Raw genomic sequence first — 16,149 nt, 5'->3', positions numbered from 1 at the left:
AGCCTTAGGGGCTGGCATTTTGTCTGCGGGATGTACACAATGAGACAGAAGAGCTATGCGACAGCTTCTGCTTCAATGACGGGCACGATAAGACTGGCATGATTGCCTTTTGGCCCCTGGTGGACATCAAACTGGACAGACTGTCCGGCTTTTAGCGTTCTGTAACCATCCATCTGAATGGTGGAGTAATGGGCGAAGATATCTTCACCACCGCCTTCGGGGCAGATGAAACCAAACCCTTTGGCATTGTTGAACCACTTAACAGTACCCGTTTCCATACTTCGACATCCTTCGTAAATCTTATATAAGTAAGATGGAATGAACCGGTGGCGGAGTGGGGGCTGTTCAAAACCTCGCCAACTCTCGAAACTACAATTTAGAGAAATCAGGCGAGGCGTCAAGCGCCAGGCAGGTGGAATAGGGTAAAAATGCATCAAAATTTGAAGCAGTTAACGCTATTGTCGGATATGTGACAGATGTCGCGGATGGCACTGATAGATGATAGTTATCTAATACTTGAGGTAGATTGATTGTGCGCATAGGCTCTTGTCAGCGGCAAGTTATTCTGCCGGTAACCGTAACTGAAGATGACGACTGACAATGGGTAAGACGAACGACTGGCTGGATTTCGAACAGCTGGCGGAAGACAAATTGCGCGACGCGCTAAAACCGCCATCTATGTATAAAGTGATATTAGTCAATGATGATTACACTCCGATGGAGTTTGTTATTGACGTGTTACAAAAATTCTTTTCTTATGATGTAGAACGTGCAACGCAACTGATGCTTGCTGTTCACTATCAAGGTAAAGCCATCTGTGGCGTATTTACCGCCGAGGTTGCTGAAACCAAAGTGGCGATGGTGAACAAATATGCGAGGGAAAACGAGCATCCGTTGCTGTGTACGCTGGAAAAAGCCTGAATGCAGGCATAAATATTGGGGGAGGTGCCTATGCTCAATCAAGAACTGGAACTCAGTTTAAACATGGCTTTCGCCAGAGCGCGCGAGCACCGACATGAGTTTATGACCGTCGAGCACTTGTTACTGGCGTTGCTCAGTAACCCATCGGCCCGCGAAGCGCTGGAAGCGTGTTCTGTGGATCTGGTGGCGCTCCGTCAGGAACTCGAAGCCTTCATTGAACAAACCACACCCGTATTGCCTGCCAGCGAAGAAGAGCGCGACACGCAGCCGACGTTGAGTTTTCAGCGTGTTTTGCAACGCGCTGTCTTTCATGTTCAGTCTTCCGGGCGCAATGAAGTGACCGGCGCGAATGTGCTGGTCGCTATTTTTAGCGAGCAGGAGTCACAGGCGGCCTATCTGCTGCGTAAGCATGAAGTCAGTCGCCTGGACGTGGTGAATTTCATTTCTCATGGCACGCGTAAAGACGAACCGAGTCAATCTTCTGACTCAGGAAATCAGCCAAATAACGAAGAGCAAGCTGGCGGGGAGGACCGTATGGAGAACTTCACGACTAACCTTAACCAGCTTGCCCGTGTGGGCGGAATTGATCCGCTCATTGGCCGGGACAAAGAGCTGGAGCGCGCCATTCAGGTCCTGTGCCGTCGCAGAAAAAACAACCCGCTGCTGGTGGGAGAGTCTGGTGTCGGTAAAACCGCCATTGCCGAAGGTCTCGCCTGGCGTATCGTCCAGGGCGACGTGCCGGAAGTGATGGCTGATTGCACCCTTTACTCTCTGGATATCGGTTCGCTGCTGGCTGGTACCAAGTACCGCGGCGATTTTGAAAAACGCTTTAAGGCGCTGCTGAAACAACTGGAACAGGATACCAACAGCATTCTGTTTATCGATGAGATCCACACCATTATCGGTGCGGGTGCGGCATCGGGCGGCCAGGTGGATGCGGCTAATCTGATCAAGCCGCTGCTCTCCAGCGGGAAAATCCGTGTGATAGGTTCTACCACTTATCAGGAGTTCAGCAATATCTTTGAGAAAGACCGTGCGTTAGCGCGTCGCTTCCAGAAAATCGATATCACTGAGCCGTCAGTGGAAGAGACCGTGCAGATCATCAACGGTCTGAAACCGAAGTACGAAGCGCACCATGATGTTCGCTACACCGCCAAAGCGGTACGTGCAGCGGTCGAACTGGCGGTGAAATACATTAACGATCGTCATCTGCCGGATAAAGCGATTGACGTGATTGATGAAGCGGGCGCACGTGCGCGTCTGATGCCGGTCAGCAAGCGCAAGAAAACCGTCAACGTGGCAGATATCGAGTCCGTCGTGGCCCGCATTGCGCGGATCCCGGAGAAGAGCGTTTCGCAGAGCGATCGTGATACGCTGAAAAATCTGGGCAACCGTCTGAAAATGCTGGTATTCGGGCAGGATAAAGCCATTGAAGCACTGACCGAAGCGATCAAAATGAGCCGTGCTGGTCTGGGACACGAGCATAAACCGGTCGGGTCGTTCCTGTTTGCCGGGCCGACTGGCGTTGGTAAGACCGAGGTCACGGTACAACTGTCCAAAGCGCTCGGCATTGAGCTGCTGCGTTTTGATATGTCCGAATATATGGAGCGCCACACCGTCAGCCGCCTGATTGGTGCGCCTCCGGGTTATGTCGGTTTTGATCAGGGTGGTTTACTGACCGATGCGGTGATTAAACATCCTCATGCGGTACTGTTGCTGGATGAAATCGAAAAAGCGCACCCGGACGTCTTCAACCTGCTGCTGCAGGTGATGGATAACGGTACGCTGACCGACAATAACGGGCGTAAAGCGGATTTCCGCAACGTGGTGCTGGTGATGACGACCAACGCCGGGGTACGTGAAACTGAGCGTAAATCGATTGGGCTTATTCATCAGGACAACAGTACTGATGCGATGGGCGAAATCAAAAAAGTGTTTACGCCGGAATTCCGTAACCGCCTCGACAACATTATCTGGTTCGATCATCTCTCTACTGAGGTGATTCATCAGGTGGTGGATAAATTTATTGTCGAGCTGCAGGTTCAACTGGATCAGAAAGGTGTCTCTCTGGAAGTGAGTCAGGAAGCACGTAACTGGCTGGCGGAAAAAGGCTACGACCGCGCAATGGGCGCACGTCCGATGACGCGAGTGGTTCAGGACAACCTGAAAAAACCATTGGCCAACGAATTGCTGTTTGGTTCGCTGGTGGATGGCGGTCAGGTTACCGTCGCACTGGACAAAGAAAAAAATGAGCTGACCTATGGTTTCCAGAGTGCGCAAAAGCACAAGCCAGAAGCTGCCCATTAATTTCTAATTACATGATAAACCGGGTGTAATGCCCGGTTTTTTTTCGCCTGAAATTAGTGATTTGAATTGGGGGGACTCGGAAAGTTTAAACGGCAGGCAAAAAATAAGCCTGCGTAAGGGAGATTACGCAGGCTAAGGAGGTGGTTCCTGGTACAGCTAGCATTTATGGGTTATGTTTTTCAGCGGGTGGGATAATACCCTTAATGAACGAAACGGTATGTGATCGATTTCTAAGAATCTTCCGAACACTGAAAAATAACCGTAATTAACTACTTAGCATGCGGGTTGCGCGTGGACTCACCGGCAAAATTACGCATCAACAATGCATAATTCAGGTCGATATCTTCCGGGACCGGCATCCAGACGGTGTAGCCGTCGCCTGGTGCCACTGGCATCGCTTCGCCTTTCGCGTTTTCCATCTGCTCGAGAGTAAAGTTGATGTTGCCCTGTGGGGTCATCAGCTCCAGACTGTCACCGACGGTGAATTTGTTTTTCACCAGTACAGCGGCCAGATCGCCTTTGCGTTCGCCGGTGAATTCGCCGACAAACTGCTGACGTTCGGAAACAGAAAAACCGTATTCGTAGTTCTGATAGTCGTCATGCGTATGGCGGCGCAGGAATCCTTCGGTATAACCACGGTGCGCCAGGCCTTCCAGTGTTTCCAGCAGTTGCGGATCGAACGGTTTACCGGCTGCAGCATCGTCAATGGCTTTACGATAGACCTGTGCGGTACGGGCGCAGTAATAGTAAGACTTGGTACGGCCTTCGATTTTCAGCGAATGCACGCCCATCTGGGTCAGGCGTTCAACGTGGGCAATTGCGCGTAAATCTTTTGAGTTCATGATGTAAGTACCGTGTTCGTCTTCGAACGCGGTCATGTATTCACCCGGACGCTGGGCTTCTTCAATCATAAACACTTTGTCCGTAGGCGCGCCGATCCCAAGCGTCGGTTCCACGTTTTGTACCGGTATGGGTTCATATTTGTGTACGATATTACCCACTACATCTTCTTTCCCTTCCTGCACGTTGTATTCCCAGCGGCAGGCATTGGTACAGGTACCCTGGTTAGGGTCGCGTTTGTTGATGTAGCCGGAGAGCAGGCAACGGCCGGAGTAGGCCATGCACAGCGCACCGTGCACGAAGATTTCAAGCTCCATATCCGGAACCTGGGTGCGGATCTCTTCAATTTCTTCCAGCGACAGTTCGCGAGACAGGATCACGCGGGTCAGCCCCATTTGTTTCCAGAATTTCACCGTTGCCCAGTTTACGGCGTTAGCCTGTACCGAAAGGTGAATGTCCATCTCCGGGAAGTTTTCGCGCACCAGCATGATAAGCCCTGGATCGGACATGATCAGCGCATCCGGCCCCATTTCCACAACGGGTTTCAGGTCACGAATGAAGGTTTTCAGCTTGGCGTTGTGCGGGGCAATGTTCACCACCACATAGAATTTTTTACCCAGTTCATGGGCTTCATTAATGCCGAGCTGCAGGTTTTCGTGGTTGAATTCGTTGTTGCGTACACGCAGAGAGTAACGCGGTTGGCCCGCATACACAGCATCTGCGCCATAGGCGAAAGCGTAACGCATATTTTTCAGCGTTCCCGCCGGGGAAAGGAGTTCCGGTTTAAACATAGTTTTCTCGTTCTGATGACAGGTCAGACTCGCTTCACTGAATGAAGCGGTTGGGGGAGTGCCCCCATATTAAGGGCGGGCATTGTATCGCTGCGTGACGGGTAGGTAAAGTTATTGTGCCGGGTGGGCGTTTCGCCTTACCCGGCCTTTTTGACTTCTGGCAGATTAAGCAATCCGGCAGGCATCGGCTTCCCAGCGATATCCTACGCCATAGACCGCGCGGATAAACGACTGCTCTGTATCAAGCGATTCCAGTTTACGGCGCAGGTTCTTGATATGGCTGTCGATAGTGCGGTCGGTAACCACGCGGTAATCGTCGTAGAGATGATTAAGCAACTGTTCGCGGGAGAACACTTTTCCCGGTTCATGCGACAGCGTTTTGAGTAAGCGGAATTCGGCGGGTGTTAAGTCGAGCATTTTCCCACGCCAGGACGCCTGAAAACGACCTTCATCGACAATCAGCGGGCTGTCTGCATCCATTTGTTGCAGTTCGCGCTGCGGCTTGCAACGGCGCAGGATCGTTTTCACTCGCGCGACGACTTCCCGCGGGCTGTACGGTTTACAAATGTAGTCATCGGCGCCGATCTCCAGCCCCAGCAGGCGGTCAATCTCTTCGATTTTGGCGGTCACCATCATGATGGGGACTTCCGAGAAACGACGAATCTCCCGACACAGAGTCAGACCGTCGGTACCTGGCAACATCAGATCTAACAAGATCAGATCGGGCGGCGTCTGGCGTACGTAAGGCAACACCAGATCACCGTGATTGATGAGCGTAGGGGCATAGCTTGCCGCACGCAGGTAGTCGATTAGCAGTTGCCCCAGCTTGGGTTCGTCTTCCACGATCAGAATACGCGGCGTGTTTTCATCAATGGGTAACTCAGTCATACATCTCTCTGTAAATCGCGTTCCAGCGGTAATTCTACTGTAATGCTAACCCCGCCAAAAGGCGAATGGGCGGCGCGGATCAGACCATTATGCGCCTGGACGATGTTGACGCAAATTGCCAGCCCCAGCCCGGACCCTCCGCTGGCCCGGTTACGGGACCCTTCGGTGCGGTAAAAACGTTCAAACAGTTTCTGTAGCTGTTCGTCGCTAACGCCGGGGGCGGAATCGGCGAAGGTTAATAACACCATCCGCTCGCGCTGTTCGGCGCTGATATGCAGACCGCCACCGCTGTCGGTGTAGCGCAGGCTGTTTTCCAGTAGGTTGTTAAACAGTTGCATCAGGCGATCCCTGTCGCCAAAGACTGTCATGCTGTCCGGGAGTGAAAGTTGGATCGTCAGTCCACGGCTGGCAAAACGTTCACGAAACGCGCCGCTGGCCACTTCCAGCAGAGGGATCAGGTCCAGCGAGGTTTTCTGATAGGCCAGCGCACCTTCATCAGACATAGAAAGCTGATGGAGATCGTCTACCAGTTTGGTGAGCGTACCGACTTCGGCCTGCAGTGAGGCTACCGAATCCGGCGTGAACTGACGTACACCATCCTGGATGGCTTCGAGTTCGCCGCGCAAAACTGCCAGCGGCGTGCGCAGTTCATGAGAAATATCGGCCATAAAGTCACGGCGCATCTGCTGGTTTTTTTCCAGCGTACTGGCGAGCTGGTTAAAGTCCAGCGCCAGTTTACCCAGCTCATCCGTACTGGTCGGCGCAACGCGAGTGGTGAAATCACCAGCCGCAAGTTTGTGCGTGCCTTCCACCAGCCGTTTGACCGGGGCCAGCAGGCTACGCGCCAGCGTAAACGTTGCCAGCGCCGCCAGGATCGTGGAGAGCGCAACGATAAGCCAGCTGGAACGTCTTTGCTGCATGTCGAAATTGATATCGGTATTACGCGTTAAGCGCTCCACCGGAGAGGCAATCACAGCACCCACTTCGCTACCGTTGACGCGGATGGGATGGCGCATACCGTCGCGGGGGACCGGAGCCCGCGGGCCGACCAGTACGTGGGCATTTTGATCGACAACCCAAAACTGTGTACGCCAGCCGTGCGGCGGCATACCTGGACCCGGTTTATCATCGTCGTTGTCGTGTTCAAAAGAACGTAGGATCTGAAAAACAAACCGATCGTTATTGCGCAAAAATCGCCAGTTGCCATGTTGTTCATACTGTTCGCCGAGCGCATCGCTCAACATTTGCAGCCGCTGTTCGTTACCGTGCTTAATATAGTCGATAAAACCGCGTTCGAAGCTTATGCGTACGGCCCAGTGCATGCTGATCAGCAACACAATGCAGGTGGCGAAAATCGCCAGAAACAGTTTGCCGGTGATACCGGGCCGCCAGAACTTCATCAGGTGCTCCTTTTGCGCCGTGAAATCACCGCGTTGGTCTGCGTGTCGTCCGGCACGCGGGCAAAAATGATGGCGGGCAGTGCGATAAGGAACGCAATGCACAGCCAGGTATACATAAAGACGGTATGCGTAGACGCGCTGTCGATGGCGATATGTTGCTGCCCGAACATGCCTAACAACAGACCGGCGATGGTTACCCCGATACTCATCGACAGTTGCATGATCATCGACAGCAGGCTGTTGCCGCTGCTCGCGAGGTCATCCGGCAGGTCTTTTAGCGTCAGCGTGTTCATTGAGGAGAAGCGGGTAGAATTGACCATTCCCTGTAAGAACAGTATGAACGGCAGGGCGTAATACCAACCGAGTAACGCGGTGCTCATCAGCAACAAGCTGACCATCGACAGGCCAAGCGTGGTGGTGACCAGTACGCGACGGTAACCAAACCGGTTGACGACCTGCACCACGATGCGTTTCATTCCCATACTGCCCAGCACCATCGGGATCATCATCAAACCGGCATGAAATGGCGAAAAGCCCAATCCAATCTGCAGGAATACCGGGGTCATGAACGGTAACATCCCGCTACCAATCCGCCCGGCAAAGCTGCCAAACAGGCCTAATGAGAAGGTGTGTGTACGAAACAGGTGCAGGCTAAACAGTGCACGAGGGTTGTTGTGGGCGTGTTTCAGATACAGCAGGATCGCCAGTACGCCACAGATAACCAGTGCTGCCAGCGTGATGTGGGAAATGCCGGTTCCCTTACTACCATCAAGCGCTAAGGTGAGTACCGCCATGCCGACAGCCAGCATCATGAATCCAGAAAGGTCGAAACGGCGAGTTTGCATGGTGTAGTTGGGCATCAGCATTAACGTCGCTATTGCCCCGACAATGCCTACCGGAATGTTAATCAAAAAGATCCAGTGCCAGGAGGCGTACTCAACCAGAATACCGCCTAATGCCGGGCCCAGAAGTGGACCAATCTGACCGGGCAAGGTGACGAATGTCATTGCCGCCATGTATTGCTCGCGTGGGACGATTTTCATCACCGTCAATCTGCCGACCGGCGCCATCATCGCGCCGCCTACACCTTGTAACACGCGAGCCATCACCAGTTCATTCAGCGTTCCGGACCAGGCGCAAAAAAGCGATCCCAGCGTAAACAGAATGATAGCGGTGAAGAATATATTGCGCACACCGATTTTATCAGCCAGCCAGCCGCTGGCGGGGAGCATTACGGCAACGGTAAGCACATACGACACAATGACCATGTGCATATGCAGTGGGCTTTCCCCGAGGCTTTTGGCCATCGAGGGAAGCGCGGTGTTGACGATGGTGGTATCCAGCGACTGCATAAAAAAGCCAAATGCCACAATCCAAAGTTGCCAGCGGGTGCTGTCGGGAAGTTCTGTCATAACTCTGCTACCGGTTTGCTGTTTTTACGCGAAAAACGCAGACGCAGACGGTCGAAAAAGAGATAGACCACAGGCGTGGTGTACAGCGTCAGGAGCTGACTGACAACCAGCCCGCCAACAATGGTTATCCCCAGTGGTTGACGCAGTTCAGAGCCGTCACCTGCGGATAATACCAGCGGCAGCGCACCAAACAGGGCCGCCAGCGTGGTCATCATTATTGGGCGAAAACGCAGCAGGCAGGCCTGGAAAATCGCTTCTTCCGGCTGCAAATTGCCATTTCTCTGCGCTTCCAGCGCAAAATCGACCATCATGATGGCGTTTTTCTTCACAATGCCAATTAATAGCATGATCCCTATCAGGGCGATTAGGCTGAACGGGGCATTGAACAGCTCCAGCGCCAGCAAAGCCCCAACGCCCGCTGAAGGTAGCGTGGAGAGAATGGTCAGCGGGTGAACATAGCTTTCATACAGCATGCCCAGCACGATGTAGACCGTGGCAATAGCGGCGATGATCAGGATCACCTGTGAGTTCATGGTGTCCTGAAATACCTGCGCCGTACCGGCAAAGCTGCCGCGAACCGTCGAGGGAACGCCGAGCTGGGTCATGGTTCGGTTGATGGCCTCTGTCGCCTCAGATAAAGAAGAACCTGTTGGCAGGTTAAACGACACGGTTGAGGCGGCAGATAATCCCTGATGGTTTACCGATAGCGGCGCATTCGCCGGTTGCCATTTGGCAAAGTACGATAACGGGATCGCCTTACCGTCATTGTTGATGACGAACATTTTGTCCAGCGCGCTAATGTCCTGGGTGTAACGCCTGTCGACCTCCATCACCACTTTGTACTGGTTCATCGGCTGATAGATGGTTGAAATTTGTCGCTGACCAAAGGCGTTATTCAGCAGGCTGTTGGCGGCTGCGACGTCGATCCCCAGACGAGACATGGTGTCGCGATCGTAGATAAGATTCATCTCCGCGCCATTGTCCTGCTGATCGGAGTTGACGTCAGCCAGTTGGGGCAGGGCGGCAAGCGCCTTACGGATTTTCGGTTCCCACTCGCGTAGTGCTGCGAGGTCATCTGATAACAGAGTGTATTGGTAGCTGGCATTAGCCTGGCGACCACCGACGCGAATATCCTGCACCGCCATCAGAAACAGGTTTGCGCCGGGTTCTTTGGCAAGCGCGACACGCAGGCGGTCGATCACCTGTTGCGCCGTTTCGTGACGTTCGCCACGTGGCTTCAGGGTGATAAACATCATTCCGCTGTTGACGCGTGATCCGCCGGTAAACCCGGTAACGTTATTCACCGCAGGATCGTCGCGGATGATCTTCATAAAGTCCTGCAGTTTGCCGCGCATCGCCTGGAAAGAGATGCTCTGGTCGGCCTGGATCCCGCCCATGAGTACGCCGGTATCCTGCTCCGGGAAGAAGGTTTTGGGGATTGAAATATAGAGCCAGACGTTCAGGGCAATGGTTGCGAGTAGCACCACGCCCACCATGCGCGTGTGGCGTAGCACCCACTTCAGCGAGGTGGCGTAGCTTTGTTGTAATGCCACCAATACACGGCCAAATCCCCGCTTACGCGATTGTTCGCGTGGCGTGCTGGATTTGAGCATCCAGCCGCACATCATCGGCGTCAACGTTAGCGATACCAGCAGTGAAATACCGATGGCAACCGACAGCGTGACGGCAAATTCGCGCAACAGGCGTCCAGGCAACCCGCCCATTAACAGCAGAGGCAGGAAAACCGCCACCAGCGACAGGCTCATGGAGAGCACCGTGAATCCTACTTCGCGCGTACCCTGTAATGCCGCCTGGAGTGGCTTCATTCCCGCTTCCAGGTGGCGGGCAATATTTTCCAGTACCACAATGGCATCATCGACGACAAATCCCGTTGCAATGGTTAACGCCATCAACGACAGGTTATTCAGGCTGAATCCGCACAGATACATGGCGGCAAAGGTACCAATCAGCGAGACCGGAACCGCTACTGCGGGGATTAAGGTCGCGCGCCCGGAGCGCAGGAAAACAAACACCACCAGGATAACCAACGCGACGGAGATAATCAGCGTCTGTTCGACTTCCTCCAGCGAGGCGCGAATAGTCGGCGAACGGTCCTGGGCGATTTGCAGATCGATGGCGGTCGGGACCAGCGTTTGTAATTCCGGCAATTTGGCGCGAATGCTGTCTACTGTCTGAATAATATTGGCTTCCGGCAGTTTGCGGATCATCAGCAGAATGGCCGGTTTGGCGTTGGTCATCCCCGCGTTACGAACATCCTGTACTGAGTCGGTTACAGACGCAACGTCACCCAGCCGCACCGCTGCGCCGTTGTTATAGTGGATGATAATAGGTTGATATTCGGCGGCGGTTTTCAGCTCATCGTTAGTTTGTACCTGCCAGCGATGGGTTTCATCTTCGATAGCGCCCTGTGGCTTACGCACATTAGCGTTGTCGATCGCGCTACGCACTGCGTCCAGTGATACACCCTGGTTAAACAGCGCCTGCGGATTAAGCCCCACACGCACGGCGGGAAGAGAGCTTCCTCCGACATCCACATCACCGACGCCATTGATTTGTGCGATGGTCTGCGCCAGTTGCGTCGATGCGAAATCGTACAGTTCACCCTGTGAGTATGTGTCAGACGTGAGCGTCAGGATCATGATTGGCGCATCAGAAGGGTTGGCCTTCCGATACGTCGGGCGGCTGGGCATCCCGCTGGGCAGCAGGCTTTGCGCGGCGTTAATGGCGGCCTGTACGTCCCGTGCTGCACCGTTGATGTCGCGGTCAAATTTAAATTCGAGAATAATGCGCGTACTGCCAAGCGAACTGCTTGATGTCATCTCATTTACGCCCGCGATCCGCCCAAGTGAGCGCTCCAGCGGAGTTGCGACCGAAGATGCCATCGTTTCAGGGGAGGCACCGGGTAATGATGCGCTGACCATAATCACCGGGAAATCAACCTGCGGCAGTGGAGCGACCGGCAGCAGACGAAAGCCCAGAATGCCGCACAGCGTAATCGCCACCGAGATGAGAATGGTCGCTACCGGACGATGAATGAAAAGCGCGAAAAAGTTCATTTACGCTTCCTCTTCCTGACGTGGGAAGCGGCTTTTCACGTACAGCGACAGTCGATCAAACAGCAGATAAATCACCGGCGTGGTAAACAGAGTTAATACCTGACTTACCAACAGACCGCCGACCATGCCAATGCCTAACGGACGGCGTAACTCTGCGCCCACACCGGTACTTAACATCAGCGGCAACGCGCCGAGCAGTGCTGCCAGCGTAGTCATCAGGATCGGGCGAAAACGCAGTAAACACGCCTGGAAAATGGCGTCGCGTGGCGCCATACCCTGTTCGCGTTCAGCGGCAAGGGCAAAGTCGATCATCATGATGGCGTTTTTCTTGACGATCCCAATGAGCAAAATAATGCCGATAATCGCGATGACGTCCAGTTCGCTGCCGGCAATCATGAGCGCCAGCAGCGCTCCGACACCCGCGGTGGGGAGTGTAGAGAGAATCGTAATCGGGTGAATAAAGCTTTCGTACAATACGCCGAGCACGATATACATCGCGACCACTGCCGCCACAATCAGCCAGATGGTATTGCCCAGCGCAGCCTGGAAGGCCAGCGTACTGCCCTGGAACTGAGTGGTAATGTTAGCAGGCAGGTTAAGCGTTTTTTCAGTATCCAGAATCGCCTGTACTGCATCGCCCAATGACTGATTATCTGGCACATTGAACGAGATAGTCGTCACCGGGAACTGATCAAGATGGTTAATTGATAGCGGTGCAAAGCGCTGCTCAATGCTGGCGATCGCGCTGAGCGGTACGATCCCGCCATCGCTACTGGTCAGACGAATGGTATCCAGCGCAGCAATCCCAGGGGTATTGTTGATGTCATGTTCTAACACCACGCGATACTGGTTGGCCTGGGTGTAAATGGTTGAAATCAGCCGCTGACCGAAGGCGTTGTACAGGGCGTTATCGACATCCGCCATGCTGATGCCTAAACGGCTGGCGCTGTCGCGATTGACGTTCACATACGCCACCAGACCTTGATCCTGCCAGTCGCTGCTGACATCGGATAGTTGCGGTAGCTGCTGTAGTTTTGCTAACAGCTGCGGAACCCAGGTGCTGAGGGCATCCAGGGAAGTTGCTTGCAGCGTGAACTGATATTGCGTCCGGCTGACCTGGGTATCAATTGTCAGGTCCTGGGTCGGCTGAAGGTAGAGGTCAACGCCGGGGACTCTGTCAACCGCGTCCTGTAACCGGGCGATCACTTTCTGCACGCGATCGTTACGTTCATCCAGCGGTTTAAGGTTGATTTGCAAACGCGCGCTGTTTAATGCCGGATTCGTACCATCTACGCCAACAAACGCGGTCAGGCTCTCTACCGCCGGATCTTTAAGGATGACATCTGAAACCTGACGCTGGCGCTCGGACATGCTGGCAAATGAACTGGATTGTGGAGCCTGCAGCGTGCCCTGAATAATGCCGTTGTCCTGAATTGGGAAGAAACCTTTGGGGATGAAAACCCACAGCATGACGCTCAATGCCAGCGTGCCGAGCGCCACGCTCAGCGTCAGCCACGGATGGTTAAGCACTTTTGCCAGCCAGTGACCGTACCCGGCAATCACACGATCGAACATGCGCTCCGAGGCGCGGGAAAAGCGGTTTTGCTTACGCAACGAGGCCTGACTAAGCATACGCGCGCACATCATCGGCGTGAGGGTAAGTGAAACGACGGCGGAAATCAGAATCGCCACGGCCAGCGTAACGGCGAATTCACGGAACAAGCGCCCGACGATATCGCCCATGAATAGCAGTGGGATCAATACCGCAATCAATGAAAACGTCAGGGAGATGATGGTAAAACCAATCTCGCCTGCACCTTTCAGGGCGGCAGTCAGCGGTTTTTCCCCTTTTTCGATATAGCGCGAAATATTCTCGATAACCACGATAGCGTCATCCACCACAAAGCCCGTTGCGATGGTGAGCGCCATTAAGGTCAGGTTGTTGATGGAGAAATCAAGAAATACCATCACCGCGAAGGTGCCGATTAACGACAACGGTACGGCGACTGCAGGAATAATCGTCGCCGGAATATTGCGCAGAAACAGGTAGATAATCATCACCACCAGCGCTATCGCCAGCATCAGCTCGAACTGGGTGTCTGCCACAGAGGCACGAATATTGGTTGTACGATCGGAAAGTACGCTGACCTTAACCGATTTGGGCAGGCTTTCGGTGAGCTGCGGCAGCATCTGGCGGATACTGTCTGCCGTGGAGATAATGTTCGCCCCAGGCTGGCGCTGCACATTCATCACTATAGCTTGTTGCTTATTGGCCCATGCACCCAGCCAGCTGTTTTCTGCTCCTTGTTCGACGGTAGCGACATCGCCCAGACGAACCGGCGCACCGTTTTTATAGGCAATAATGAGCTGACGATATTCATCTGCGGACTGCATCTGGTCGTTAGCTGAAAGGGTAACGGCACGCGTAGGCCCATCAAGACTCCCTTTTGCTGAATTGACGTTGGCACCGGTGATGGCCGCTCGGATGGTTTCGCTGGTCAGACCGAGTGCGGCAATGGCCTGTGCGTTAAGCTTCACGCGGACCGCCGGACGTTGTCCACCGGAAAGTGTTACCAGACCGACGCCGGAAACCTGAGATATTTTCTGCGCGACGCGGGTTTCGACCATATCTTCCACCTGCGTCATCGGCATGGCGCTGGAAGTGACCGCCAGCGTCATGATCGGCGGATCGGCTGGATTAACTTTGCTGTAGACCGGTGGGTTAGGTAGGTCACTCGGCAATAAATTGGTAGCAGCATTGATTGCGGCCTGAACTTCCTGCTCGGCAACATCCAGTGGCAGGGTCAGTTGAAACTGCAACGTGACGACCGATGCGCCACCGGAGCTTTGTGATGACATCTGTTTTAAGCCAGACATCTGACCGAACTGACGTTCAAGCGGCGCGGTAACCGCAGACGTCATGACATCCGGGCTGGCTCCGGGATAGAGCGTTATGACCTGAATGGTGGGGTAATCCACTTCCGGCAATGCCGCAATGGGCAGGAAACGATAGCCGATGATACCCGCAAGCAGAATCGCGACCATCAGCAACGTGGTGGCGACGGGGCGCAGAATAAACAGGCGGGACGGGCCGCCTGTATTGCCGGGAGGTAACACCTGCATCAGGAGCTCGCTCCTTTTTTGCCATAGCCGCGCGGTGTGGCTTTGTCGTCGCTAGTGGTGGCGGCGTGAGCCTCCACGACCTCGACTTTAGCTCCTTCCGTCAGACGATCAATCCCGTCGGTGACGACGCGATCGCCCGCGGACAACCCTGCGGCGATCACCACTTTTTGGCTGTCCTGAATACCCGGTTTAACCAGATGTTTGCTGACTTTGTTGTCGCTGTTCAGCACCCAGACAAAGTGGCCTTCGTTGCCCATCTGCAGGGCGGCTGTTGGGATCACAACGGCATTTTGCTGCGTGTCGACCAGCATGCGAGCGTTAACAAACTGATTCGGGAACAAGGCATCGTCCTGGTTGTTAAAGCGGGCCTTTGCTTTGATGGTGCCGGTGGTGGCGTCAATCTGGTTATCGAGGCTCAGCAGCACGCCTTCGCTCAGTTTTTGTGAGTTGGTACGGTCCCAGGCCTCAACTTTCAGTGGCGTCCCCGATTTCTGTGCCTGTACTACGGTCGCGATATCGTTCTCTGGCAAAGTGAAAACCAGATCAATAGGATGGGTTTGTGTAATGACGACAATCCCGGTGGTATCGCTGCTGGATATCTGGTTACCCACATCCACAAGCTTCAGGCCCACCCGACCATCAACAGGTGCCGTTACCCGGCTCCAGTCGAGCTGCAATTGCGCGCTGGCGACGCTGGCTTCATCGGCTTTTATCGTCCCTTGTGTTTCGTTGACCAGCGCCTGTTGCGCATCCAGTTCCTGACGAGAGACCAGATTGGTTTTAACCAACTGCTGATAGCGTGCGAGGTCGCGACGAGCATTGGCCAGCGTGGCTTTATCTTTTGCCAGTTGCCCCTGCGCCTGCGCCAGTGCGACTTTGAACTGACTGGGGTCTATCTCAGCCAGCAGATCGCCGGCTTTCACCTGTTGCCCTTCCTGAAAGTGTATGGCGATGAGTTGGCCGTCCACGCGACTGCGTACCGTCGCGGTGTTCGCGGCAGTAATGGTACCCAGCCCGGTCAGATAGCGTGGAACCGCTTGTTCGACTGCCGTGGCCGCCTGAACCGGAGCCAACGGACCGGAACGCATTCCTCGCCGTCCCGCTGTCGGAGCGGGTTGCGTCTGACGGGTTGCGCCGGGGGCTGTTCCCTGGGGCTCGCTGCGACTTTGCCAGAACCAGAAGGCGGCGATGGCGGCCACGACGATCACGATTACTATCACCCAGCGGGATTTGTTACGGCCTTTCATTGTTATGAGTTTCTCATCCTGAAACGTTTCGCGGAATGATACTAGTTTAGCCAGTGAACAAGGGAGAAAAATGGAGGAATTATGAAACACTGTCGGGATTCGTCTGAATGACGGCGCGGCTTTGCGAGGCATTACGCAACAAT

General features: G+C 54.2%; 10 protein-coding genes. 2 read left to right on the top strand and 8 right to left on the bottom strand.

Features of this window, described 5'->3' with window-relative positions; translation table 11 throughout:
• Window positions 1-53: 53 nt before the first annotated feature.
• The gene (gene cspD, locus OGY19_RS15955) at window positions 54-278 is read right to left on the bottom strand and encodes a cold shock-like protein CspD (RefSeq protein ID WP_005128369.1); all 225 of its coding nucleotides are present in this window, start codon (window positions 276-278) and stop codon (window positions 54-56) included.
• A 322-nt stretch (window positions 279-600) separates the two neighbouring features.
• On the opposite strand from cspD, the gene clpS reads away from it, so the two are divergent.
• Complete coding sequence (clpS, locus tag OGY19_RS15950) at window positions 601-921, top strand: ATP-dependent Clp protease adapter ClpS (RefSeq protein WP_005128368.1); 321 nt, start codon at window positions 601-603, stop codon at window positions 919-921.
• 30 nt (window positions 922-951) lie between these two features.
• Complete coding sequence (gene clpA, locus OGY19_RS15945; protein WP_048212056.1) at window positions 952-3,228, top strand: ATP-dependent Clp protease ATP-binding subunit ClpA; 2,277 nt, start codon at window positions 952-954, stop codon at window positions 3,226-3,228.
• 269 nt (window positions 3,229-3,497) lie between these two features.
• Here the strand turns inward: clpA and trhP are convergent, their stop codons facing one another.
• From trhP to OGY19_RS15910, 7 genes are all read right to left on the bottom strand, one after another.
• Window positions 3,498-4,859 (bottom strand): prephenate-dependent tRNA uridine(34) hydroxylase TrhP, encoded by a 1,362-nt coding sequence (gene trhP, locus OGY19_RS15940; protein WP_115602261.1) that lies wholly within the window; start codon window positions 4,857-4,859, stop codon window positions 3,498-3,500.
• Window positions 4,860-5,024: 165 nt separating this feature from the next.
• Window positions 5,025-5,747 (bottom strand): envelope stress response regulator BaeR, encoded by a 723-nt coding sequence (gene baeR, locus OGY19_RS15935; protein WP_008785214.1) that lies wholly within the window; start codon window positions 5,745-5,747, stop codon window positions 5,025-5,027.
• Window positions 5,744-7,147, bottom strand: a complete 1,404-nt coding sequence (baeS, locus tag OGY19_RS15930) for an envelope stress sensor histidine kinase BaeS (protein WP_048212054.1) — start codon at window positions 7,145-7,147, stop codon at window positions 5,744-5,746. The genes baeR and baeS overlap by 4 nt, the downstream gene beginning before the upstream one ends.
• Complete coding sequence (locus OGY19_RS15925; RefSeq protein ID WP_286596788.1) at window positions 7,147-8,559, bottom strand: MFS transporter; 1,413 nt, start codon at window positions 8,557-8,559, stop codon at window positions 7,147-7,149. Before OGY19_RS15925 ends, baeS begins: the two co-directional genes overlap by 1 nt.
• Window positions 8,556-11,636: a multidrug efflux RND transporter permease subunit MdtC gene (mdtC, locus tag OGY19_RS15920; protein WP_115602260.1), complete on the bottom strand. Its 3,081-nt coding sequence runs from the start codon at window positions 11,634-11,636 to the stop codon at window positions 8,556-8,558. The genes OGY19_RS15925 and mdtC overlap by 4 nt, the downstream gene beginning before the upstream one ends.
• Entirely contained in the window at window positions 11,637-14,759 is a 3,123-nt protein-coding gene (locus tag OGY19_RS15915; RefSeq protein ID WP_286596786.1) for an MdtB/MuxB family multidrug efflux RND transporter permease subunit, read from the bottom strand.
• Window positions 14,759-16,006 carry an MdtA/MuxA family multidrug efflux RND transporter periplasmic adaptor subunit gene (locus OGY19_RS15910; RefSeq protein ID WP_061067668.1) on the bottom strand — a complete coding sequence of 416 codons (1,248 nt, stop codon included), beginning with the start codon at window positions 16,004-16,006 and terminating at the stop codon, window positions 14,759-14,761. Before OGY19_RS15910 ends, OGY19_RS15915 begins: the two co-directional genes overlap by 1 nt.
• Window positions 16,007-16,149 lie beyond the last annotated feature (143 nt).

The sequence above is a fragment of the Citrobacter sp. Cy070 genome, assembly GCF_030332245.1.
GTDB lineage: Bacteria > Pseudomonadota > Gammaproteobacteria > Enterobacterales > Enterobacteriaceae > Citrobacter > Citrobacter youngae.
Note: the sequence above shows the minus strand (reverse complement) of the source record. Positions and strands in the feature narration are given on the sequence as shown.

Coding starts and splice junctions, on each gene's coding strand:
- cspD (WP_005128369.1), bottom strand. CDS start 278: ATGGAAACGGGTACTGTTAAGTGGTTCAACAATGCCAAAGGGTTTGGT.
- clpS (WP_005128368.1), top strand. CDS start 601: ATGGGTAAGACGAACGACTGGCTGGATTTCGAACAGCTGGCGGAAGAC.
- clpA (WP_048212056.1), top strand. CDS start 952: ATGCTCAATCAAGAACTGGAACTCAGTTTAAACATGGCTTTCGCCAGA.
- trhP (WP_115602261.1), bottom strand. CDS start 4,859: ATGTTTAAACCGGAACTCCTTTCCCCGGCGGGAACGCTGAAAAATATG.
- baeR (WP_008785214.1), bottom strand. CDS start 5,747: ATGACTGAGTTACCCATTGATGAAAACACGCCGCGTATTCTGATCGTG.
- baeS (WP_048212054.1), bottom strand. CDS start 7,147: ATGAAGTTCTGGCGGCCCGGTATCACCGGCAAACTGTTTCTGGCGATT.
- OGY19_RS15925 (WP_286596788.1), bottom strand. CDS start 8,559: ATGACAGAACTTCCCGACAGCACCCGCTGGCAACTTTGGATTGTGGCA.
- mdtC (WP_115602260.1), bottom strand. CDS start 11,636: ATGAACTTTTTCGCGCTTTTCATTCATCGTCCGGTAGCGACCATTCTC.
- OGY19_RS15915 (WP_286596786.1), bottom strand. CDS start 14,759: ATGCAGGTGTTACCTCCCGGCAATACAGGCGGCCCGTCCCGCCTGTTT.
- OGY19_RS15910 (WP_061067668.1), bottom strand. CDS start 16,006: ATGAAAGGCCGTAACAAATCCCGCTGGGTGATAGTAATCGTGATCGTC.